The 15,648-nt window shown below is 57.5% G+C and carries 12 protein-coding genes and 1 pseudogene; 9 read left to right on the forward strand and 4 right to left on the reverse strand.

What is annotated here, in order from left to right:
- Positions 1-77: 77 nt before the first annotated feature.
- Positions 78-359: a DUF2312 domain-containing protein gene (locus ACN0TA_RS16500; protein WP_417584944.1), complete on the forward strand. Its 282-nt coding sequence runs from the start codon at positions 78-80 to the stop codon at positions 357-359.
- A gap of 270 nt (positions 360-629) precedes the next feature.
- Positions 630-1,115, forward strand: a complete 486-nt coding sequence (locus tag ACN0TA_RS16505; protein WP_417584946.1) for a hypothetical protein — start codon at positions 630-632, stop codon at positions 1,113-1,115.
- Between the two features lie 536 nt (positions 1,116-1,651).
- Here ACN0TA_RS16505 and dxs read toward each other — a convergent pair.
- From dxs to ACN0TA_RS16525, 4 genes are all read right to left on the reverse strand, one after another.
- Complete coding sequence (dxs, locus tag ACN0TA_RS16510; RefSeq protein WP_417584948.1) at positions 1,652-3,595, reverse strand: 1-deoxy-D-xylulose-5-phosphate synthase; 1,944 nt, start codon at positions 3,593-3,595, stop codon at positions 1,652-1,654.
- 96 nt (positions 3,596-3,691) lie between these two features.
- Entirely contained in the window at positions 3,692-5,329 is a 1,638-nt protein-coding gene (locus tag ACN0TA_RS16515) for a DUF882 domain-containing protein (protein WP_417584950.1), read from the reverse strand.
- A 222-nt stretch (positions 5,330-5,551) separates the two neighbouring features.
- Positions 5,552-7,213, reverse strand: a complete 1,662-nt coding sequence (locus ACN0TA_RS16520) for a L,D-transpeptidase family protein (protein ID WP_417584952.1) — start codon at positions 7,211-7,213, stop codon at positions 5,552-5,554.
- A gap of 142 nt (positions 7,214-7,355) precedes the next feature.
- Entirely contained in the window at positions 7,356-8,843 is a 1,488-nt protein-coding gene (locus tag ACN0TA_RS16525; RefSeq protein WP_417584954.1) for a sigma-54-dependent transcriptional regulator, read from the reverse strand.
- A gap of 179 nt (positions 8,844-9,022) precedes the next feature.
- Between ACN0TA_RS16525 and ACN0TA_RS16530 the strand changes: the two genes are divergently transcribed.
- From ACN0TA_RS16530 to ACN0TA_RS16560, 7 genes and pseudogenes are all read left to right on the forward strand, one after another.
- Positions 9,023-10,828 carry a M3 family oligoendopeptidase gene (locus ACN0TA_RS16530; RefSeq protein WP_417584956.1) on the forward strand — a complete coding sequence of 602 codons (1,806 nt, stop codon included), beginning with the start codon at positions 9,023-9,025 and terminating at the stop codon, positions 10,826-10,828.
- Positions 10,829-10,870: 42 nt separating this feature from the next.
- Entirely contained in the window at positions 10,871-11,044 is a 174-nt protein-coding gene (locus ACN0TA_RS16535; protein ID WP_417584958.1) for an aa3-type cytochrome c oxidase subunit IV, read from the forward strand.
- Between the two features lie 92 nt (positions 11,045-11,136).
- Positions 11,137-12,378 (forward strand): annotated as a pseudogene (locus ACN0TA_RS16540) (Re/Si-specific NAD(P)(+) transhydrogenase subunit alpha); the annotation flags it as partial.
- 86 nt (positions 12,379-12,464) lie between these two features.
- On the forward strand, positions 12,465-12,932 hold the full coding sequence (locus ACN0TA_RS16545; protein WP_417584974.1) for an NAD(P) transhydrogenase subunit alpha: 468 nt from the start codon (positions 12,465-12,467) through the stop codon (positions 12,930-12,932).
- An 8-nt stretch (positions 12,933-12,940) separates the two neighbouring features.
- Positions 12,941-14,344, forward strand: a complete 1,404-nt coding sequence (locus tag ACN0TA_RS16550; RefSeq protein ID WP_417584976.1) for an NAD(P)(+) transhydrogenase (Re/Si-specific) subunit beta — start codon at positions 12,941-12,943, stop codon at positions 14,342-14,344.
- A gap of 119 nt (positions 14,345-14,463) precedes the next feature.
- Positions 14,464-15,108, forward strand: coding sequence for a DsbA family oxidoreductase (locus tag ACN0TA_RS16555; protein ID WP_417584960.1), 645 nt, complete (start codon positions 14,464-14,466; stop codon positions 15,106-15,108).
- Between the two features lie 57 nt (positions 15,109-15,165).
- Positions 15,166-15,648, forward strand: a 483-nt coding sequence (locus ACN0TA_RS16560) for an alpha/beta hydrolase (protein WP_417584962.1), incomplete at its 3' end; no start/stop codon positions are given.

Below are 15,648 nucleotides of genomic sequence, written 5' to 3' on the forward strand. Positions count from 1 at the left end.
GATCGAGTGACTTGAAGTCGCCTCGCCGATGCGATTGAAAGGGCCCTCGAACATTCTCTTTGCGGAAAGACTGATTCATGGCTGACCACGGCATTGCGCGCGACCAGTTGCGCGCCTTCATCGAACGGATCGAACGGCTGGAAGAAGAAAAAAAGGCCATCGCTGACGATATTAAAGAAGTCTACGCCGAGGCCAAGGGGTCGGGCTTTGACATCAAGGTCATGCGGCAGATCGTGCGGATCCGCAAGCAGGACCGAAACGAACGCGCCGAACAGGAAGCGATCCTCGATCTCTATCTGCACGCGCTGGGCATGGCAGACGCTGGTACCCAAGCCGAATACGACGAAGCTGCCGAATAACTAAGTCCAATCCCTCTGGAGCGTGCGCCAGCGTTGTCAGCGCTGGCGTGGCTCATTAACGTTCGAACGTCGCGTAGAGCGGTTTGGCGTTTAATTGTCTGCTCGAGACGTCGAAGCGGCAGTCATATGCCGCGGGGGATTGATATTTGGCGGCAAGCGGACGGGAGATCAGCCAAAGTGCGTTCTGCACCGTTTCCACACGCGCGGTGGGGGAGCAGGACAGATTTGCCTTTTGGCAGAGCCATTTTTCCCGCGTAGAGCTCAATCCACGTGAAATTGCGCAGGGGCGCAATTTCACGTGGATATATGCGCTATTTCACCAACGAGGCAGGCGCCACCTTTTCACTGGCTCGCAACAGTGACACCGTTGCCCAGTTTGCTAAACCCGTCGGCGAGTTCCTGCTTTTTAGTCTCGCCATCGCAGGGCGCGCGCAAGTTACCGTTGCCGATGGCGAGGAAATAGAAATTTCCCCGCTTTCAGGAATCACCTTTATTGATGGCACTCGGTCTGTAACCACCAGTTCGCATGGTCACGCCCATATCTCGCTTGTCCTGCCAAGAGCTTCGGCCCTGGATGTAGATGCCGTGCTGCCCGATCGCGGGGTGTTCACACTCGCAAACTCAGGTACGTCTAGGATCTTGGCGGCCCAGATAGCCAGCTTTGCGCGAGAAGCTGAGCTTCTCGATGCGCAATCTGCAGTCATATTTTGCAAGCCTAGGGCTCGGATACGAGCTCTATCAAAACGACGATCTTAGTATCCGGATGGGAGACCAGTTGACGCTGGCTTATACTCATGCCGATTACGACCCGCTCAATTCGGTCGCCGAAAGTTCGGCGCGTGCTCTGGAAAACCGGCTTTCTCTAACAGCCTTTGACGATTTGGCCGACGCGACAACGATCGATGCCGATATCAGCCTGGTCAATCTAATCGTGGCCCAGCAGCGTCGTTGCCGGCGGCACACGCAGCGGGTCTGTGCTTGGCCAAGCCGGCATCGGGACACGGTTCTAGGGGGTAGATATGAAAGACGATACACGACGCAAACTGGCACTTGCCTTTGTCCTGTTTATTCCCTGCACGATGCGCGCGCCGGTGATGTCCGAACAATCGTATTATGAGCGTTAGATGAGGATTTGAGCGCTGCAGAAAAGGCACGGCTCTACCAGCAATATGTCAACCAAGCCGAATTCCGTGCAGGGTCTAAAACCGGCGATCCTACCGATTGCCAAAGTGAGTTCAGGGCGCATCAGCGCCCTGTATTTTTTACAGCGATGCGGTAGGGACAGGACTTCTTCAGAAACCGATTTTGCCAGGCGCTTTAAGATCGCGCAGAGTGGTCTCCTTGGCGCCGATCGCCGCGAGTGCCGTCGCAACGATACCTGACCGATCCAGTCCAGCCTGGGCATACATGTCGGTCTGGCCAGCTTGCTCGATATAGGCGTCGGGCATGACAAGTGGGCGGAATTTCAGGCCGTTGTCGAGCAGACCCATCTGGGCCATACGTGTCGCGACATGCGAGCCGAAGCCGCCAATGGCACCTTCCTCGACAGTAATCAATACAGCATGATCACGGGCAAGCCGGGCCAAAAGCTCTTCATCGAGCGGCTTGGCAAACCGTGCATCGGCAACTGTCGTCGAAAATCCAAATGTCCCCAAGGTTTCGGCTGCGGCCATGCATTCGGCAAGTCGTGTGCCAAACGAGAGCAGCGCAATCGTTGTACCTTCCTTGAGCACTCGGCCCTTACCAATGGCCAGCGGAACGCCAACGTCCGGCATTTCCACGCCTATTCCCTCACCGCGTGGATAGCGAAAGGCGATGGGACCTTCGTCATAGGCGGCTGCGGTTGCCACCATATGGCGCAGTTCGGCCTCGTCCCCGGCTGCCATCACAACCATCGAGGGCAAGGTTGCCAGATAAGCGATGTCGAATGAACCAGCATGGGTTGGGCCATCGGCCCCGACATAACCGGCACGGTCGATCGGAAAGCGCACCGGAAGCTTCTGGATCGCCACGTCGTGTACGATCTGGTCATATGCGCGCTGCAGGAAGGTAGAATAGATTGTGCAGAAGGGTTTGAGGCCCTCGGTCGCCATCCCAGCTGCAAACGTTACAGCATGCTGTTCAGCGATGCCCACGTCAAAACTGCGCTCTGGGAAATGTTGTGAGAATTTGTCGATGCCAGTTCCGCCTGGCATCGCAGCCGTTACCGCAACAATCGCTTCGTCTTTTTCCGCCTCAGCAATGAGGCTGTCGGCAAATACAGACGTGTAGGATGGCGCATTGGACGGTGCTTTGGCTTGTGCGCCGGTAATGACGTTGAACTTTGAAACGCCGTGATATTTGTCGGCGGATTCTTCGGCAGGAGCGTAACCCTTGCCTTTCTGCGTCACCACATGGATGAGGATCGGTCCGGTCTCGGCGTCGCGCACATTGCGCAAAACCGGCAGGAGATGGTCGAGGTTGTGACCGTCGATGGGACCGACGTAATAAAAGCCCAACTCCTCGAACAGCGTTCCGCCGGTCCAGAAGCCTCTCGCGTATTCTTCGGTTTTGCGCGCTTTGTCCTTTATGAAGGGCGGCATTACGTTGTCGACGAACTGCTTTGCTGCATCGCGCAAGCCGCGATAGGCAGGACCGGAAACGAGCTTTGCCAAATAGGCGCTCATCGCGCCGGTAGGCGGCGCTATCGACATGTCGTTGTCGTTGAGAATGACGATCAACCGTGCATCCATGGCGCCGGCATTGTTCATGGCTTCATACGCCATGCCTGCGGAAATGGCGCCGTCGCCAATCACCGCAATCACGTTGCGCTTTTCACCCTTGAGTTCGGAACCTACAGCCATGCCAAGGCCTGCAGAAATCGACGTCGACGAGTGGCCGGCGCCAAATGGGTCGTATTCGCTTTCTCCACGCTTGGTAAAGCCGGAAAGCCCGTCCTTCTGGCGCAAGGTGCGTATGCGGTCCCGGCGACCGGTCAAAACCTTATGTGGGTAAGCCTGGTGGCCGACATCGAAGATGATGCGATCGTCGGGGGTGTCGAAGATATAGTGCAACGCTACGGTCAACTCGACGACGCCAAGTCCCGCGCCAAGATGTCCACCGGTCACCGAGACGGCGTCGATGACTTCAGAACGCAGTTGGCTTGCAAGTTCTATCAACTGCTCGCGCTTCAATCCCTTGAGGTCGGCGGGAGAAGCAATTGTATCGAGCAGCGGAGTTGCAGGTTTGTCGGACACTTGGTTGGCCTTGTGACGTTATTTTGACGGCGTCGCCGTACTGACTTGATGTAGTCAGCCAACGCCGTTTTGGCAACCAAAGAGGACCAGACTGTGTCAGTTCGTCTGGCTATCGTAGTGAACCCAGATGGTTTGCCCCTGCGTAAACTGTGAGCTCGAATGCCCCAGAGCTGCAGTGCGGGTAAAACCGTTGGCCAGTAATACTTCGTCTCCGTCGGGTTGGGCGGCGGGGGCACCGTCAAACGCAAACTGACTGCTCGAGAGAGTGGCTGCCGCCAATAACGTTGTGTCGCTGGCAGCAAGCTCGGGCGCATAAAGCGTGCCGACATCGACGGCTAAGCTGGCCATTGCATTGGCGGTTGCGGCGTCAGGCTGGGTCGAGAGTGTCGAAGATTCGGAGGTTTCTGGTAGGACAACGCCTTCAAACAGCGAGGCAAAAGCGTCAAGTTCTGCTGCTGGTTCGAGAGACGCAGCTTCTATCGTGTCGCCAAAACTGGGGCGCATCGGAAGTTCCGCTGTTGGTAGCGGAGTTGCGGGCGCGACTGACGCCGTTACGGCCGGTGCGAACTGTGGGCGCGGTTGGGGCGTTGGCGATGCCTGGGCTTCTGCCAATTGCAGCGTTCCGCCTCCCGTAGGAGCATAGGCTGATGGGGTCGTCGCACGCAACTCGGCCATGGCTCGCGACATTGCCGGCGGTAGTGGAGCATCTTCGATGCCGGTCGGGTCTGCCATGGCGACTTGCCGGGTCATCTCGGCGGCATCGATTACCTGGAAGGGGATCGTCTGGGGTGCCGGAGTGTCCGCAACCATAGTGCCGGCGATCAGATCGGCCGGCCGAACAGGTGGGGCGGGGGGGGCGATCGAAGCGAGTTGGGTTGGAACAGATGACGGGGCGGGCGCCGCTGGCTGGGCAGGGGGTGTTTGGGTCGGTGCCGGCGCTGACGCCACCGCCTGTGGAGCCGCTTGATGCGTCGCCTGGCTGTCGTTGCTGCCGGTAATCATGTCCCAGAGCGTACGTGGACGTTCGCCGCCCGCAACCTGAACCGAACCGCCGGTCATTGCAGCGCCAGCGTTGCAGGGAACGCGGTGGCAGCGTTGCCATTCAGCCTGTGCGGCCTGATAGCCCTCTTGAGAAAGGACGCGACCGTTGGAGGCAACGTGCATTGTCCGGCCATCAGGAAAAATGTCGCGCAGCTGAGCCTCGGTCATGCGCGGCCAAGCGCGCACCGAACCAGTGTCGAGATGCACGAACGGGCTGCCCGAAGTGGGATAATATCCGACGCCGCCAATCTGTTTGCGCATGCCGATAGCGCGTACCGTCGCGACCGGGATACCGGGTATGAAGAAGTCGATCGCCTTGCCCTTCATGTGCTGGGAATTATCGGCAACGCCTGAGGAGTTGGCGGCCAGCATCGCGTTTGTCTGCGGAGAGCGATAGGCGGAAACGATATGGATGGGCTGGGTCGCGCGCGTTTCCTGATAGACCTCCCAGAGAAGATCAAACAGAGCGGGATCCATGTCGGCTGGCTCATTGCGGCGCCAGTCGCGCAGAAAGACGTTCAATGTCTGTAGTGCCGACTGTATGAATCGTCCGTCACGCTTGTAAACGATGCGGATCGTTTCCTTGGTGTGGGTGTAATAGAGATAGATTTCGCGTTCATTGGCGGCTTGAGCCGGCAAAGTGAGCGGCAAAAAACCCGCAGCTGCGATGGCCATCGCCAGCAGAACCCGCATGATCTTATTGATTGGTTGAAAAGCCCTACTACGCGTCACGCCCGGTTAGCCCGTTTTTGTGTCAAACTCGACTGCACCCTAACAACAAACTCATGCGAGATTGTTAACGCTAACGGGAAGTGTACGCTACCCTGGTGCCTTGCCCTCATATCTGGAGGGTAGTGCGAAAAGGCGGCGCGAGCATGGCGGGAGTGTTACCGAAAGCTTAATGGACGTGGTGTACTAAAGGCCCAGCATGTCGATAACTGTGGCGTTGTGATCATAGAGATCGGCAAACGATCTCACCGCGCCATCAGCATCGATGCGCAATGTGAAGTAAGCGAGGTGGACGGGCACCAGTTGATCCATATTGAACCAGCGCTCGCTGCCGCCCAACGTGCCCTCAAGCGATGCGACATCGAGGCTTGGCTCGTGTTGGAGCAGGGCTTCGGCAAACCCGAAGGGATCCTGAACGCGCACACAACCGTGACTAAGCGCACGCATTGAGCGATCAAACAGATAGCGGGCGTTGGTATCGTGGAGATAGACGTCGTGAGAATTGGGGAATAGGAATTTTACCTGCCCCAAAGCATTGGACGTGCCCGGCTTCTGGCGAACCCTGAACATCGAAGGTGTGGCACGCGACCAGTCCACTGTCCAAGGATCGATGGCCTGCCCACCATAGAGCAATTCCATGTTCTGGCTGGCGATATAGTTAGGATTGCGGACGACTTGCGGAAAAATTTCGGCGCGCAGAATTGAAGACGGTACGTTCCAATAAGGATTGGTGACGACGTGCCGAATCATATCTGAAAACAACGGCGTCTGGTTTTTTGCAGTGCCAACAATGATGCGGGTATTCCAGACAGAGCGGCCTTCCCGGTTCACGTCGAGACGAAATTCGGGGATGTTGACGAACACGTTGAACTCGCCCAGGTCTTCGGGCATCCAGCGCCAGCGTTCCATATTGGCTACAATATCAGCGCGTGTGGCACCATTGGCGCCGTTGATTGCGGCGAGTGTTGCTGGTCCAACGACACCATCGGGATTGAGGCCGATGGTTGTCTGGAAGGCTTCGACGGCCTCCGCCAATGCAGCGTCATAGGTCAGCGGGTCGATCTCAGCAGCGTCCAGTCCGAGACGATCGCGCAGCGCGGGCACGCGTTCGTCGAGCATGCCGAGCTTGATCAGCTTGCCGCCGCCAATGGGGGGAAGGTCTTCAACCTCACCCGCATAGTGACTGGCCAGCAGATCGCGCAGCGCTACAAATTCGGGATGGGTCGGATGATAGCGGAGCAGGACTTCAGCAGGGTCGCGCGCTTCGGCAATAGCAGCAAACAACTCCGCTTCGTCTACGCTCTTGGGAGCCAGGTCGATATAGCCCGAAACCGACTGCGGATCGAGCCGGCCTGTATGGGCATCGTTTGCGTAGCGCAGGATCGACGCTGAAAACTCAGCCTCCATTGTGGCGAGCGCACCAGGATCGCTTGCAGCAGCCTCTAGCGCCTGGATATCGATCATGTAATCGGTGGGGTCGAGGCCCTGGAGATGGGCGTCCTTGAATACAGCAATAATTTTTTCGGCAGCACCGGAAAAGACAATGCCGTCATCGCTTCGGGTTAACCAAAGCGGTTCGAAGTGACGTGCTCCGTAGAAATAATAGAGCCGAGATGCGTCATCGGCGTCGCGTCCGGCGCCGGCTTGGGCAATTGCATCACGCAGGCCATTACGAATTGTGTGCTCAAGTTCATTGCGAGGCGGCGCGATCAGAATGCGCGTAGCCGGTACTCCGTCAACCGTCACAGTTTCAAACGCGTTGGCCGTCGCGTTGAAAGACAGGAGCGATATGCTCGCGAGAGCGCCAACGATGAGCGATTTAAGCCCCGAGTTCAAAGTCTTCATCATGCCGCACCCAGCCATTTGCGCACCTGTCCGCCCTATTGGCGAATCTTTGCTGTGCGCGAACACAGCAATGTTTACTGGCTTTGCTTGCTCCCGCAAGCAACGTGGCCGATCCGCAGGCCGGTTCAGGTTGGGGTTGCGACTTTCAGGCAACATCGGTCGCTCCCATCTGTTCGAGCCCGTATTCCTTGAGCTTTCGGTAAAGGGTAGAGCGCCCGATACCCAGTTGGCGCGCGACTTGTGCCATCCGACCTGCGTTCTGATCGATAGCAAAGGCAATAAGTTCCTTTTCGATATCGGCAAGCGGCAGCACGTTTCCTGTGGCGTCCAGAAAGCGGTCTGGGATCGCAATTGGTGATGTGTCTGGCATCCGCGGGAGCGATTGCGCATTGTCGATATGAACCGGGGCGGGGGGAGTGAAGCCTGAAGGACAACTGCCATGAGCGGCGTCGCGCCCCTTTTCAACAGCAAGGATCTGGGGAAAATCCTCGGGCAGCAATACTGGATTTTCCGCAAGAACGACGGCGCGAAAAACGGCGTTTTCAAGTTGGCGAATGTTGCCGGGCCAATCAAAGCCAAGCAGCATCTCGAGAGCTTGAGGTGAGATCGCGGTAACGCGACGTCCCTCTTCGGCTGCAAAGCGCGCTATGAAATGATCGACGAGGTTTGCGATATCGTCTTTGCGGTCACGCAATGGCGGCAAATAGATGGGAAAGACGTTGAGGCGGTAGAACAGATCCTCACGGAATGCGCCATCGCGGGCCAGATTGAGAAGTCGTCGGTTTGTAGCGGAGATCACCCGGACATTGACCTTGATCGGGCGCGAGGCGCCCACGGGCTCGATCTCGCCCTCCTGGAGCGCGCGCAGGAGTTTTACTTGGGTTTCCAGCGGTAATTCGCCGACCTCGTCCAGAAATAACGTGCCGTTATGCGCTTCGCGAAATTTGCCCGGTGCGTCCGATGTCGCTCCGGTAAACGCCCCTTTTACATGGCCGAACAGAATTGACTCGACCAGATTTGCAGGGATCGCGCCACAGTTGACGGTGACAAAAGGTTTGCCGGACCGATCGCCAGAACCTTGAATGGCGCGGGCGAGCAGTTCCTTGCCAACACCGGATTCGCCCTCGATCAAAACGGGGATGGTGCTGGCAGCGGCTTTTTTCCCAAGCGTCATCGTGCGGGTCATCGCATCGGACTTCGTGATGATGTGAGCGAACGAAAAGCTGCCGTCGCGCTTGGCTCGTTCTGCCTTGAGGCTCGATTCGAGAGTTCCAAGCTTTAGGGCGTTATGCAGGGAAATTGTGATCCGCTCAGGAGCTACTGGCTTGACGAAGAAATCGACAGCGCCCAACCGCATTGCCGAAATAACTGTATCGAGCGAAGTCTGAGCGGTCTGAACGATCACGGGGATAGCGATTGTTTCGCGCCGCAACGCCTCGAGCACGGCCATCCCGTCCATTTCAGGCATGACCATATCAAGGATCATCGCGCCGATGGTCGGCTTGGCGCGGAGCAGATCGAGCGCTTTTGCGCCAGAATCAGCGGTCAGCGCTGTAAATCCCGCCTTGGCCACGACCTCCGAAGTCAGACGAGATTGAATGGGATCATCGTCGACGATCAGAACCTTGTGCATGTGAAACGCAACTCCAGACTACGAGGCGCACGCGAATCGAGAGTGTGCCGATTTGGGTCAGGCTAGGCGTGATCGATTAACAGGGTTTTAAGGAAACAACCGCGCGCCCTTGCCGCCTTGTTGTCTGGAAGGGCGCTCTGTAAGGTGCTCAAAAACACAATACCGCCGGAGCCTTGCCGATGTCCTCTCCTCAGCCGCAATCAACACATAACCAGTTCGGCCAGTTGCCCGACTGGGATCTGAGCGATCTTTATCCTGGTGTGGACTCTGAGGCGCTCAGGGCCGATATGGCCTTCCTGGAAACGCAGACAAAGACGTTCGAGGCTGCATATAAGGGCAAGCTCGAAGAACTGACAAAGGCCGGAAAACTTGTCGGTGCAGTCCAAGAGTACGAGAAACTCAGCGAGATTTTCGGGCGTTTAGGCGCGTTTTCATACCTCAACTATGCTCAGAACACCGGGGATGGCGATCGCGTCAAGTTCTTGGGCGATACGCAGGATAAGCTGACTGGGTTTTCTACGCGCATCCTCTTTTTTACACTCGAGATCAACCGGATCGATGAGGCGGTTCTTGAGGCCGCATTTGATAACAGTGCGGAACTGGCGCGTTATCGGCCCTGGTTCGATGAACTGCGTAAGTCCCGTCCCTATCAACTTGAAGATCGTGTCGAGGAGTTGTTCCACGACAAATACGTTACCGGTCATGCTGCGTGGAACCGATTGTTCGATGAAACAATGGCGTCGCTCAAATTCGAGATCGACGGCGAGGCGCTAGGGCTTGAGCAGACGCTGAATCTGCTGAGCGACAAGACCGAAGCTAAGCGCGCTGCAGCGTTCGGGGCATTATCCAAGACGCTTTCGGCCAATAAGAAGCTCTTTGCCCACATCACTAACGTTATGGCCAAGGATAAGGAAATTTCGGACCGTTGGCGGGGATACGAAGATGTCGCTGATAGCCGCCATCTCGCAAATTCCGTCGAGCGTGAAGTTGTCGACGCTTTGGAAAAGTCGGTGCGCGAGGCCTATCCGCGCCTGTCTCATCGTTATTACCAGATGAAAGCCAAATGGTTCGGTAAGGATAAGCTCGACGCTTGGGACCGCAATGCGCCATTGCCAAGTTCGGACGACCGCGTCTTTGATTGGGAAACTGCTAAAACCACAGTTCTCGACGCGTATGGGCGGTTCTCGCCCAAGCTTGTCGAAGTCGCGCAACCATTCTTTGATAGCGGCTGGATAGACGCTGCGGTCAAGCCCAACAAGGCGCCAGGCGCATTCGCGCATCCCACAGTGACCACAGCGCACCCGTACCTTATGCTAAATTATATGGGGCGAACCCGTGATGTCATGACTTTGGCGCACGAACTCGGGCATGGTGTTCATCAGCGTCTTGCTGCCGGGCAGGGCGAACTCATGGCACCCACGCCCCTAACTCTTGCAGAAACGGCAAGTGTCTTCGGGGAGATGCTGACCTTCCGTGCCATTCTCGATGCGACGAGCGATCCCAAGCAGCGATTTGCGCTCATCGCATCGAAAATCGAGGACATGCTCAACACTGTGGTCCGCCAGATTTCATTCTATACGTTGGAGCGAAAGGTTCATCTTGCGCGTCGCGAGGGTGAATTGCGGTCCGAGGAAATTGACGCGTTCTGGATGGAGATCTCCGCCGAGAGCCTTGGTCCGGGGATCAGGCTCAACGACGGCTATGAAGTTCTGTGGAGCTACGTTGGACATTTCATCCACGCTCCGTTCTATGTCTATGCCTATGCATTCGGCGATTGCCTTGTGAACTCGCTCTACGCGCAGTATGAAAAGTCCAGTGAGGGGTTCGCCGAAAAGTATTTCGCCATGCTCAGCGCCGGGGGCTCGAAGCATCATTCAGAACTGCTCAAGCCGTTCGGACTGGACGCCCGCGATCCACAATTCTGGTCGCTGGGGCTTTCTATGATCGAAAGACTCATTGACGAACTCGAACAAACCCAGCCCTAAAGGGCACCTATTCAAACTCAGGAAATTCAGGGGAAAGTCGCGATGGCCGTACAACAGGTCGCTTCTTATTCAGACAAGCCGATTGACGAAAAGCAGAAAGAAAAGGAATTCAAGGAGCATACACAGACCTATGCAGCGTTCATTTCCGGCACCAAGTGGACCGTGATCTCTACCGCTATACTACTGGTCATTCTGTATCTGATCTTCGTCTACTAGAATATCTTCGCTTTTCTCCGAATCGCTTAGCTGGACCTCGGAGCTCCCGAGGGGGATACGAGGTCCTTGCGGGCCATAAGAGGTAGAGTTTTATGAAAATTGCGATCATGCGCGAGCGCGTGGGTGGAGAGACCCGCGTTGCAGCGACGCCTGAGACGGTCGGCAAGCTTATTGGGTTTGGTGCGTCTGTGAGCGTCGAAAAAGGGGCAGGGGAAGCGTCGCGCATCCTCGATCAATTTTACACCGATGCGGGTGCGAGTGTTGCGGCGAATGCTGCGTCTGCGGTCAAGGGCGCCGATGTGATCCTTGCTGTCCGCCGTCCCGAGGCGTCTGCGCTCGCCGGCGCTGGCAAGGGCGCGCTGGTTCTGGCGACTGCCGATCCGCATGGCAATGAAGCGGCGCTTGGCGCGCTGGCCAAGGCGGGACTTTCGGTTTTCGCTATGGAATTGATGCCGCGCATCACGCGGGCGCAGGTCATGGATATTCTGTCCAGCCAGGCCAACCTTGCCGGGTACCAGGCAGTTATCGAAGCCTCGATGGTCTACGATCGCGCGCTTCCGATGATGATGACGGCGGCGGGCACAGTGCGTGCTGCCAAGGTGTTTGTCATGGGCGCCGGCGTTGCCGGACTGCAGGCGATCGCCACGGCCAAGCGGCTTGGCGGTGCTGTATCGGCAACCGACGTGCGCGCCGCTGCGGGCGAACAGGTTGAATCGCTTGGCGCCAAGTTCATTATGACCGAGGCCCTTAAGGATGCTTCGGGCACAGGTGGCTACGCGCGCGAACTGACCAAGGACGAGCAGGCAGCCCAGGCTGAACTTGTGGCCGGTCACATCGCCAAGCAGGATATTGTTATCACAACTGCGTTGATCCCGGGACGTCCGGCACCAAAACTGATCACCAAGGCTATGGTTGAATCGATGGCGCCGGGGTCTGTTCTTGTCGATCTGGCTGCTGAACGTGGCGGTAATATAGAATTGACGGTTCCCGGGCAGACGATCGTACACCGGGATGTGACGATCATCGGTCTGCTCAATCTTCAGGGCAAGATCGCTGCGACGGCATCACAGCTTTATTCCAAGAACCTTTTGGCCTTCCTTGAAACCATGATCGACAAGGAGGCCAAGGCGCTCAAGGTCGATTGGGAAGATGAGCTGGTCAATGCGACTTTGCTGACACGCGACGGCGCTGTCGTGCATCCGAACTTTGCCGGGCAGGCCGATGCGGCGCCCGCCAAGAAGGCGCCTGCCAAGACGGCATCCACGGGCAAGGCTGCGGCTGCCAAGGCTGCACCAAAGGCCGAGAGCAAGGCCAGCCCCAAGGCGCCGGTCAAGACCGGAGCTTCGGGCAAGGGCCGGGCCGCCAAGGTGGCGACAGCGGGTGCGGTATCGGTTCCGGCCGAAGACAAGCCTGCTGCAAAATCGACGGCGGCAAAGAGCGCTCCTGCAAACTCTGCAGCACCCAAGGCGAGCAAAAAGCCGGCCACCAAAACCGCTGCAGCGCGCAAACCGGCAGCCAAAAGCACAGCAGCCAAAAAACCCGCAGCAAAGAAGCCTGCTGCCAAAAAGACGGATGGAGACGTATAATGGGCGGTGTCGTCGATCCCTTTTTCTTTTTCCTCTCGGTGTTCGTCCTGGCGATTTTCGTAGGCTACTACGTCGTCTGGTCTGTAACCCCGGCTCTTCACACCCCGCTGATGGCGGTGACCAATGCGATCTCTTCGGTGATTGTGGTGGGCGCGCTTTTGGCCGTGGGCGTTGCATCGATCGGCGAACCCGGTCCGGCCCGCTGGTTCGGATTTGTGGCGCTGATCCTCGCTTCGGTAAATATTTTCGGGGGCTTCCTCGTCACCCAGCGCATGCTGGCGATGTACAAGAAGAAGGGCTAGGACACATGATTTCCGCAAATATCGCGGCCCTGGCCTATCTGGTCGCCGGGGCGCTTTTCATTCTCGCGTTGCGTGGGCTGTCTTCGCCCACAACAGCTCGTCGGGGCAACACGATGGGCATGGTCGGTATGACCATTGCCGTACTTACGACACTGGCTATCGCCGCACCCACCGATCCGTTCGCCTGGGTTCTGATTATTGGCGGACTGGCCATTGGTGGCGGCATCGGGGCGTTCATCGCGCGTGGTGTTCCCATGACGGCAATGCCGCAACTGGTCGCCGCCTTCCACTCGCTAGTGGGCCTGGCCGCGGTGTTTGTGGCGGCAGCTGCGCTTTACGCACCTGTTGCTTTCAACATCGGCGAGCCGGGTTATATCCACATGCAAGCGCTCATCGAAATGAGCATAGGCACGGCGATCGGTGCATTCACCTTTACCGGTTCGGTCATTGCCTTCGCCAAGCTTGACGGGCGCATGAGCGGCAAGCCGATACTGCTGCCCGCACGGCATCTGATCCATATCGCGGTTGCTGTGGCGATCGTCGCTCTTGTTTGGTACTTCGCTGTCACCGCCGACCCGCTCGCCTTTTGGGCGATCACCATTCTTGCCCTGATCCTGGGCGGGCTGATGATCATCCCGATCGGAGGCGCGGACATGCCGGTGGTGGTCTCGATGCTCAACTCCTATTCAGGTTGGGCGGCGGCCGGCATCGGGTTCACGCTGGGCAACACCGCACTGATCATCACCGGCGCGCTGGTGGGGTCTTCGGGCGCGATCCTTTCCTACATCATGTGCAAGGCCATGAACCGGAGCTTCATTTCAGTCATCCTTGGCGGGTTCGGGGGCGATGATGCTGCCGCGGCCGCCGGAGGTGTGGAAGAGCGCCCGGTCAAGCAGGGCTCGGCCGAAGACGCTGCCTTCATCATGCAGAACGCGTCAAAGGTCATTATTGTGCCTGGTTACGGCATGGCCGTGGCGCAGGCCCAGCATGCGCTGCGTGAAATGGCCGATGAGCTCAAGGCCGCCGGTGTTGATGTCAAATATGCAATCCATCCTGTCGCCGGCCGCATGCCAGGGCACATGAACGTGCTGCTTGCCGAAGCCAATGTGCCCTATGATGAGGTGTTCGAGCTTGAGGACATTAACTCGGAATTCTCCCAAGCCGATGTCGCCTTCGTGATCGGGGCCAATGACGTGACCAACCCGTCGGCCAAGACTGACAAAACCTCGCCGATTTACGGTATGCCGGTTCTCGACGTCGAAAAAGCAGGCACAGTGCTGTTCATCAAACGTGGCATGGCAGCGGGCTATGCCGGTGTGCAGAACGAGTTGTTCTTCCGCGACAACACAATGATGCTGTTCGGTGACGCCAAGAAGATGACCGAGTCGATAGTCAAATCAATGAACCATTGATCGAGACGCAAACTGCGTTCCTGGCCCAGGGGCAATCCTGGGCCTTTTTTTTGTTTTGAATCCTACCTTGAGCCTTGCGGGACGAGTGCCCATGTTGTCGACAACGCAAAGGATAAAAGATGACCCAATCCATCCGCATCGATCTGTTTACCGATGTCGTGTGCCCATGGTGCCTGATCGGCACGGCGCGGCTTGACCAGGCGTTGGCGACCCTGCCAGAGGACGTGAACGTCGAGATCTTGCATCATCCGTTCCTGCTCGATCCGGCGACACCGGAAGAAGGGCAGAACACCAAGGAGCGTCTCAAGGCGAAATATGGCGGCGACATCGATGCCATGCAGGCGCGGGTCGAGGGCGCTGCGCGTGATGCCGGGGTGCCGCTGGACATGAGCGTGCAGCCGATGAGCTACCCGACCATCAAGCCGCATACGCTGATCCGCTCGGCGGAGCCCGAACATCAGTATGGTCTGGCCAAAGCGTTCGCCGCTGCTTATTTCCTTGAAGGCAACAACATCACGGACGATGAACTCCTGGCCGATATCGCCGCTGAATACGGCTATAGGCGCGAAACGGCGCTTGAGTTGATTGCCGACGAGGCGGAGAACAACACCACAAAGGCCATGGCGATTTCAGCCGGCCAGCAGGGCATTAACGGCGTGCCGTTCTTTATTTTCAACAATCAGTTTGCAATTTCGGGTGGGCAACCGCTTGAGGTTTTCCAGCGGGCATTCCGGGTGGCCCTTGGTGAAGAGGCGCTGACCTAGACGCGACTTCCTTCCGGCGCTATCAACTAGGGCGGGGCGGCCGGAAGGAACTCGGACATGTTCAAAAAGATCGCTGTTGGCGTTCTGGTTTTGATGCTTGTTATTTATAGCGGACTGCTGGCCTACCTTTATGTCAACCAACGTGCCTTCTTTTTTAGCCCCGACGGCGAGACTTTCGACCCTGCCGCCGTTGGCCTTGACGCCGAGATCGTGATGATCCCAACTGGCGATGATGAGGTCATCACCGGTTGGTACGCACCGCCGACCGGCAATGAGCCGGCCATCCTTTATCTCAAAGGCAATACTGGCAGCTTTTCATCCGAGTACGAGCGGTTCATCGCCTTCACAGATGCGGGATACGGATTCCTATCGGTCGACTATCGCGGTTTTCCGCTCTCACCTGGGGAAATCACCCAAGACAATCTTCTCGCCGATGCAATCTCAGCTTTCGATTGGCTCTCCGAGCGTGAGACCGATATCGTCATCTGGGGGCGCTCGCTCGGCGCATCCCCTGCCGTCTGGGTCGCCAGCCAGCGCGAT

The sequence above is a fragment of the Pelagibacterium sp. genome, from assembly GCF_048264985.1.
Classification (GTDB): domain Bacteria; phylum Pseudomonadota; class Alphaproteobacteria; order Rhizobiales; family Devosiaceae; genus Pelagibacterium.

Coding starts and splice junctions, on each gene's coding strand:
- ACN0TA_RS16500 (WP_417584944.1), top strand. CDS start 78: ATGGCTGACCACGGCATTGCGCGCGACCAGTTGCGCGCCTTCATCGAA.
- ACN0TA_RS16535 (WP_417584958.1), top strand. CDS start 10,871: ATGGCCGTACAACAGGTCGCTTCTTATTCAGACAAGCCGATTGACGAA.
- ACN0TA_RS16525 (WP_417584954.1), bottom strand. CDS start 8,843: ATGCACAAGGTTCTGATCGTCGACGATGATCCCATTCAATCTCGTCTG.
- ACN0TA_RS16530 (WP_417584956.1), top strand. CDS start 9,023: ATGTCCTCTCCTCAGCCGCAATCAACACATAACCAGTTCGGCCAGTTG.
- ACN0TA_RS16555 (WP_417584960.1), top strand. CDS start 14,464: ATGACCCAATCCATCCGCATCGATCTGTTTACCGATGTCGTGTGCCCA.
- ACN0TA_RS16515 (WP_417584950.1), bottom strand. CDS start 5,329: ATGCGGGTTCTGCTGGCGATGGCCATCGCAGCTGCGGGTTTTTTGCCG.
- ACN0TA_RS16520 (WP_417584952.1), bottom strand. CDS start 7,213: ATGATGAAGACTTTGAACTCGGGGCTTAAATCGCTCATCGTTGGCGCT.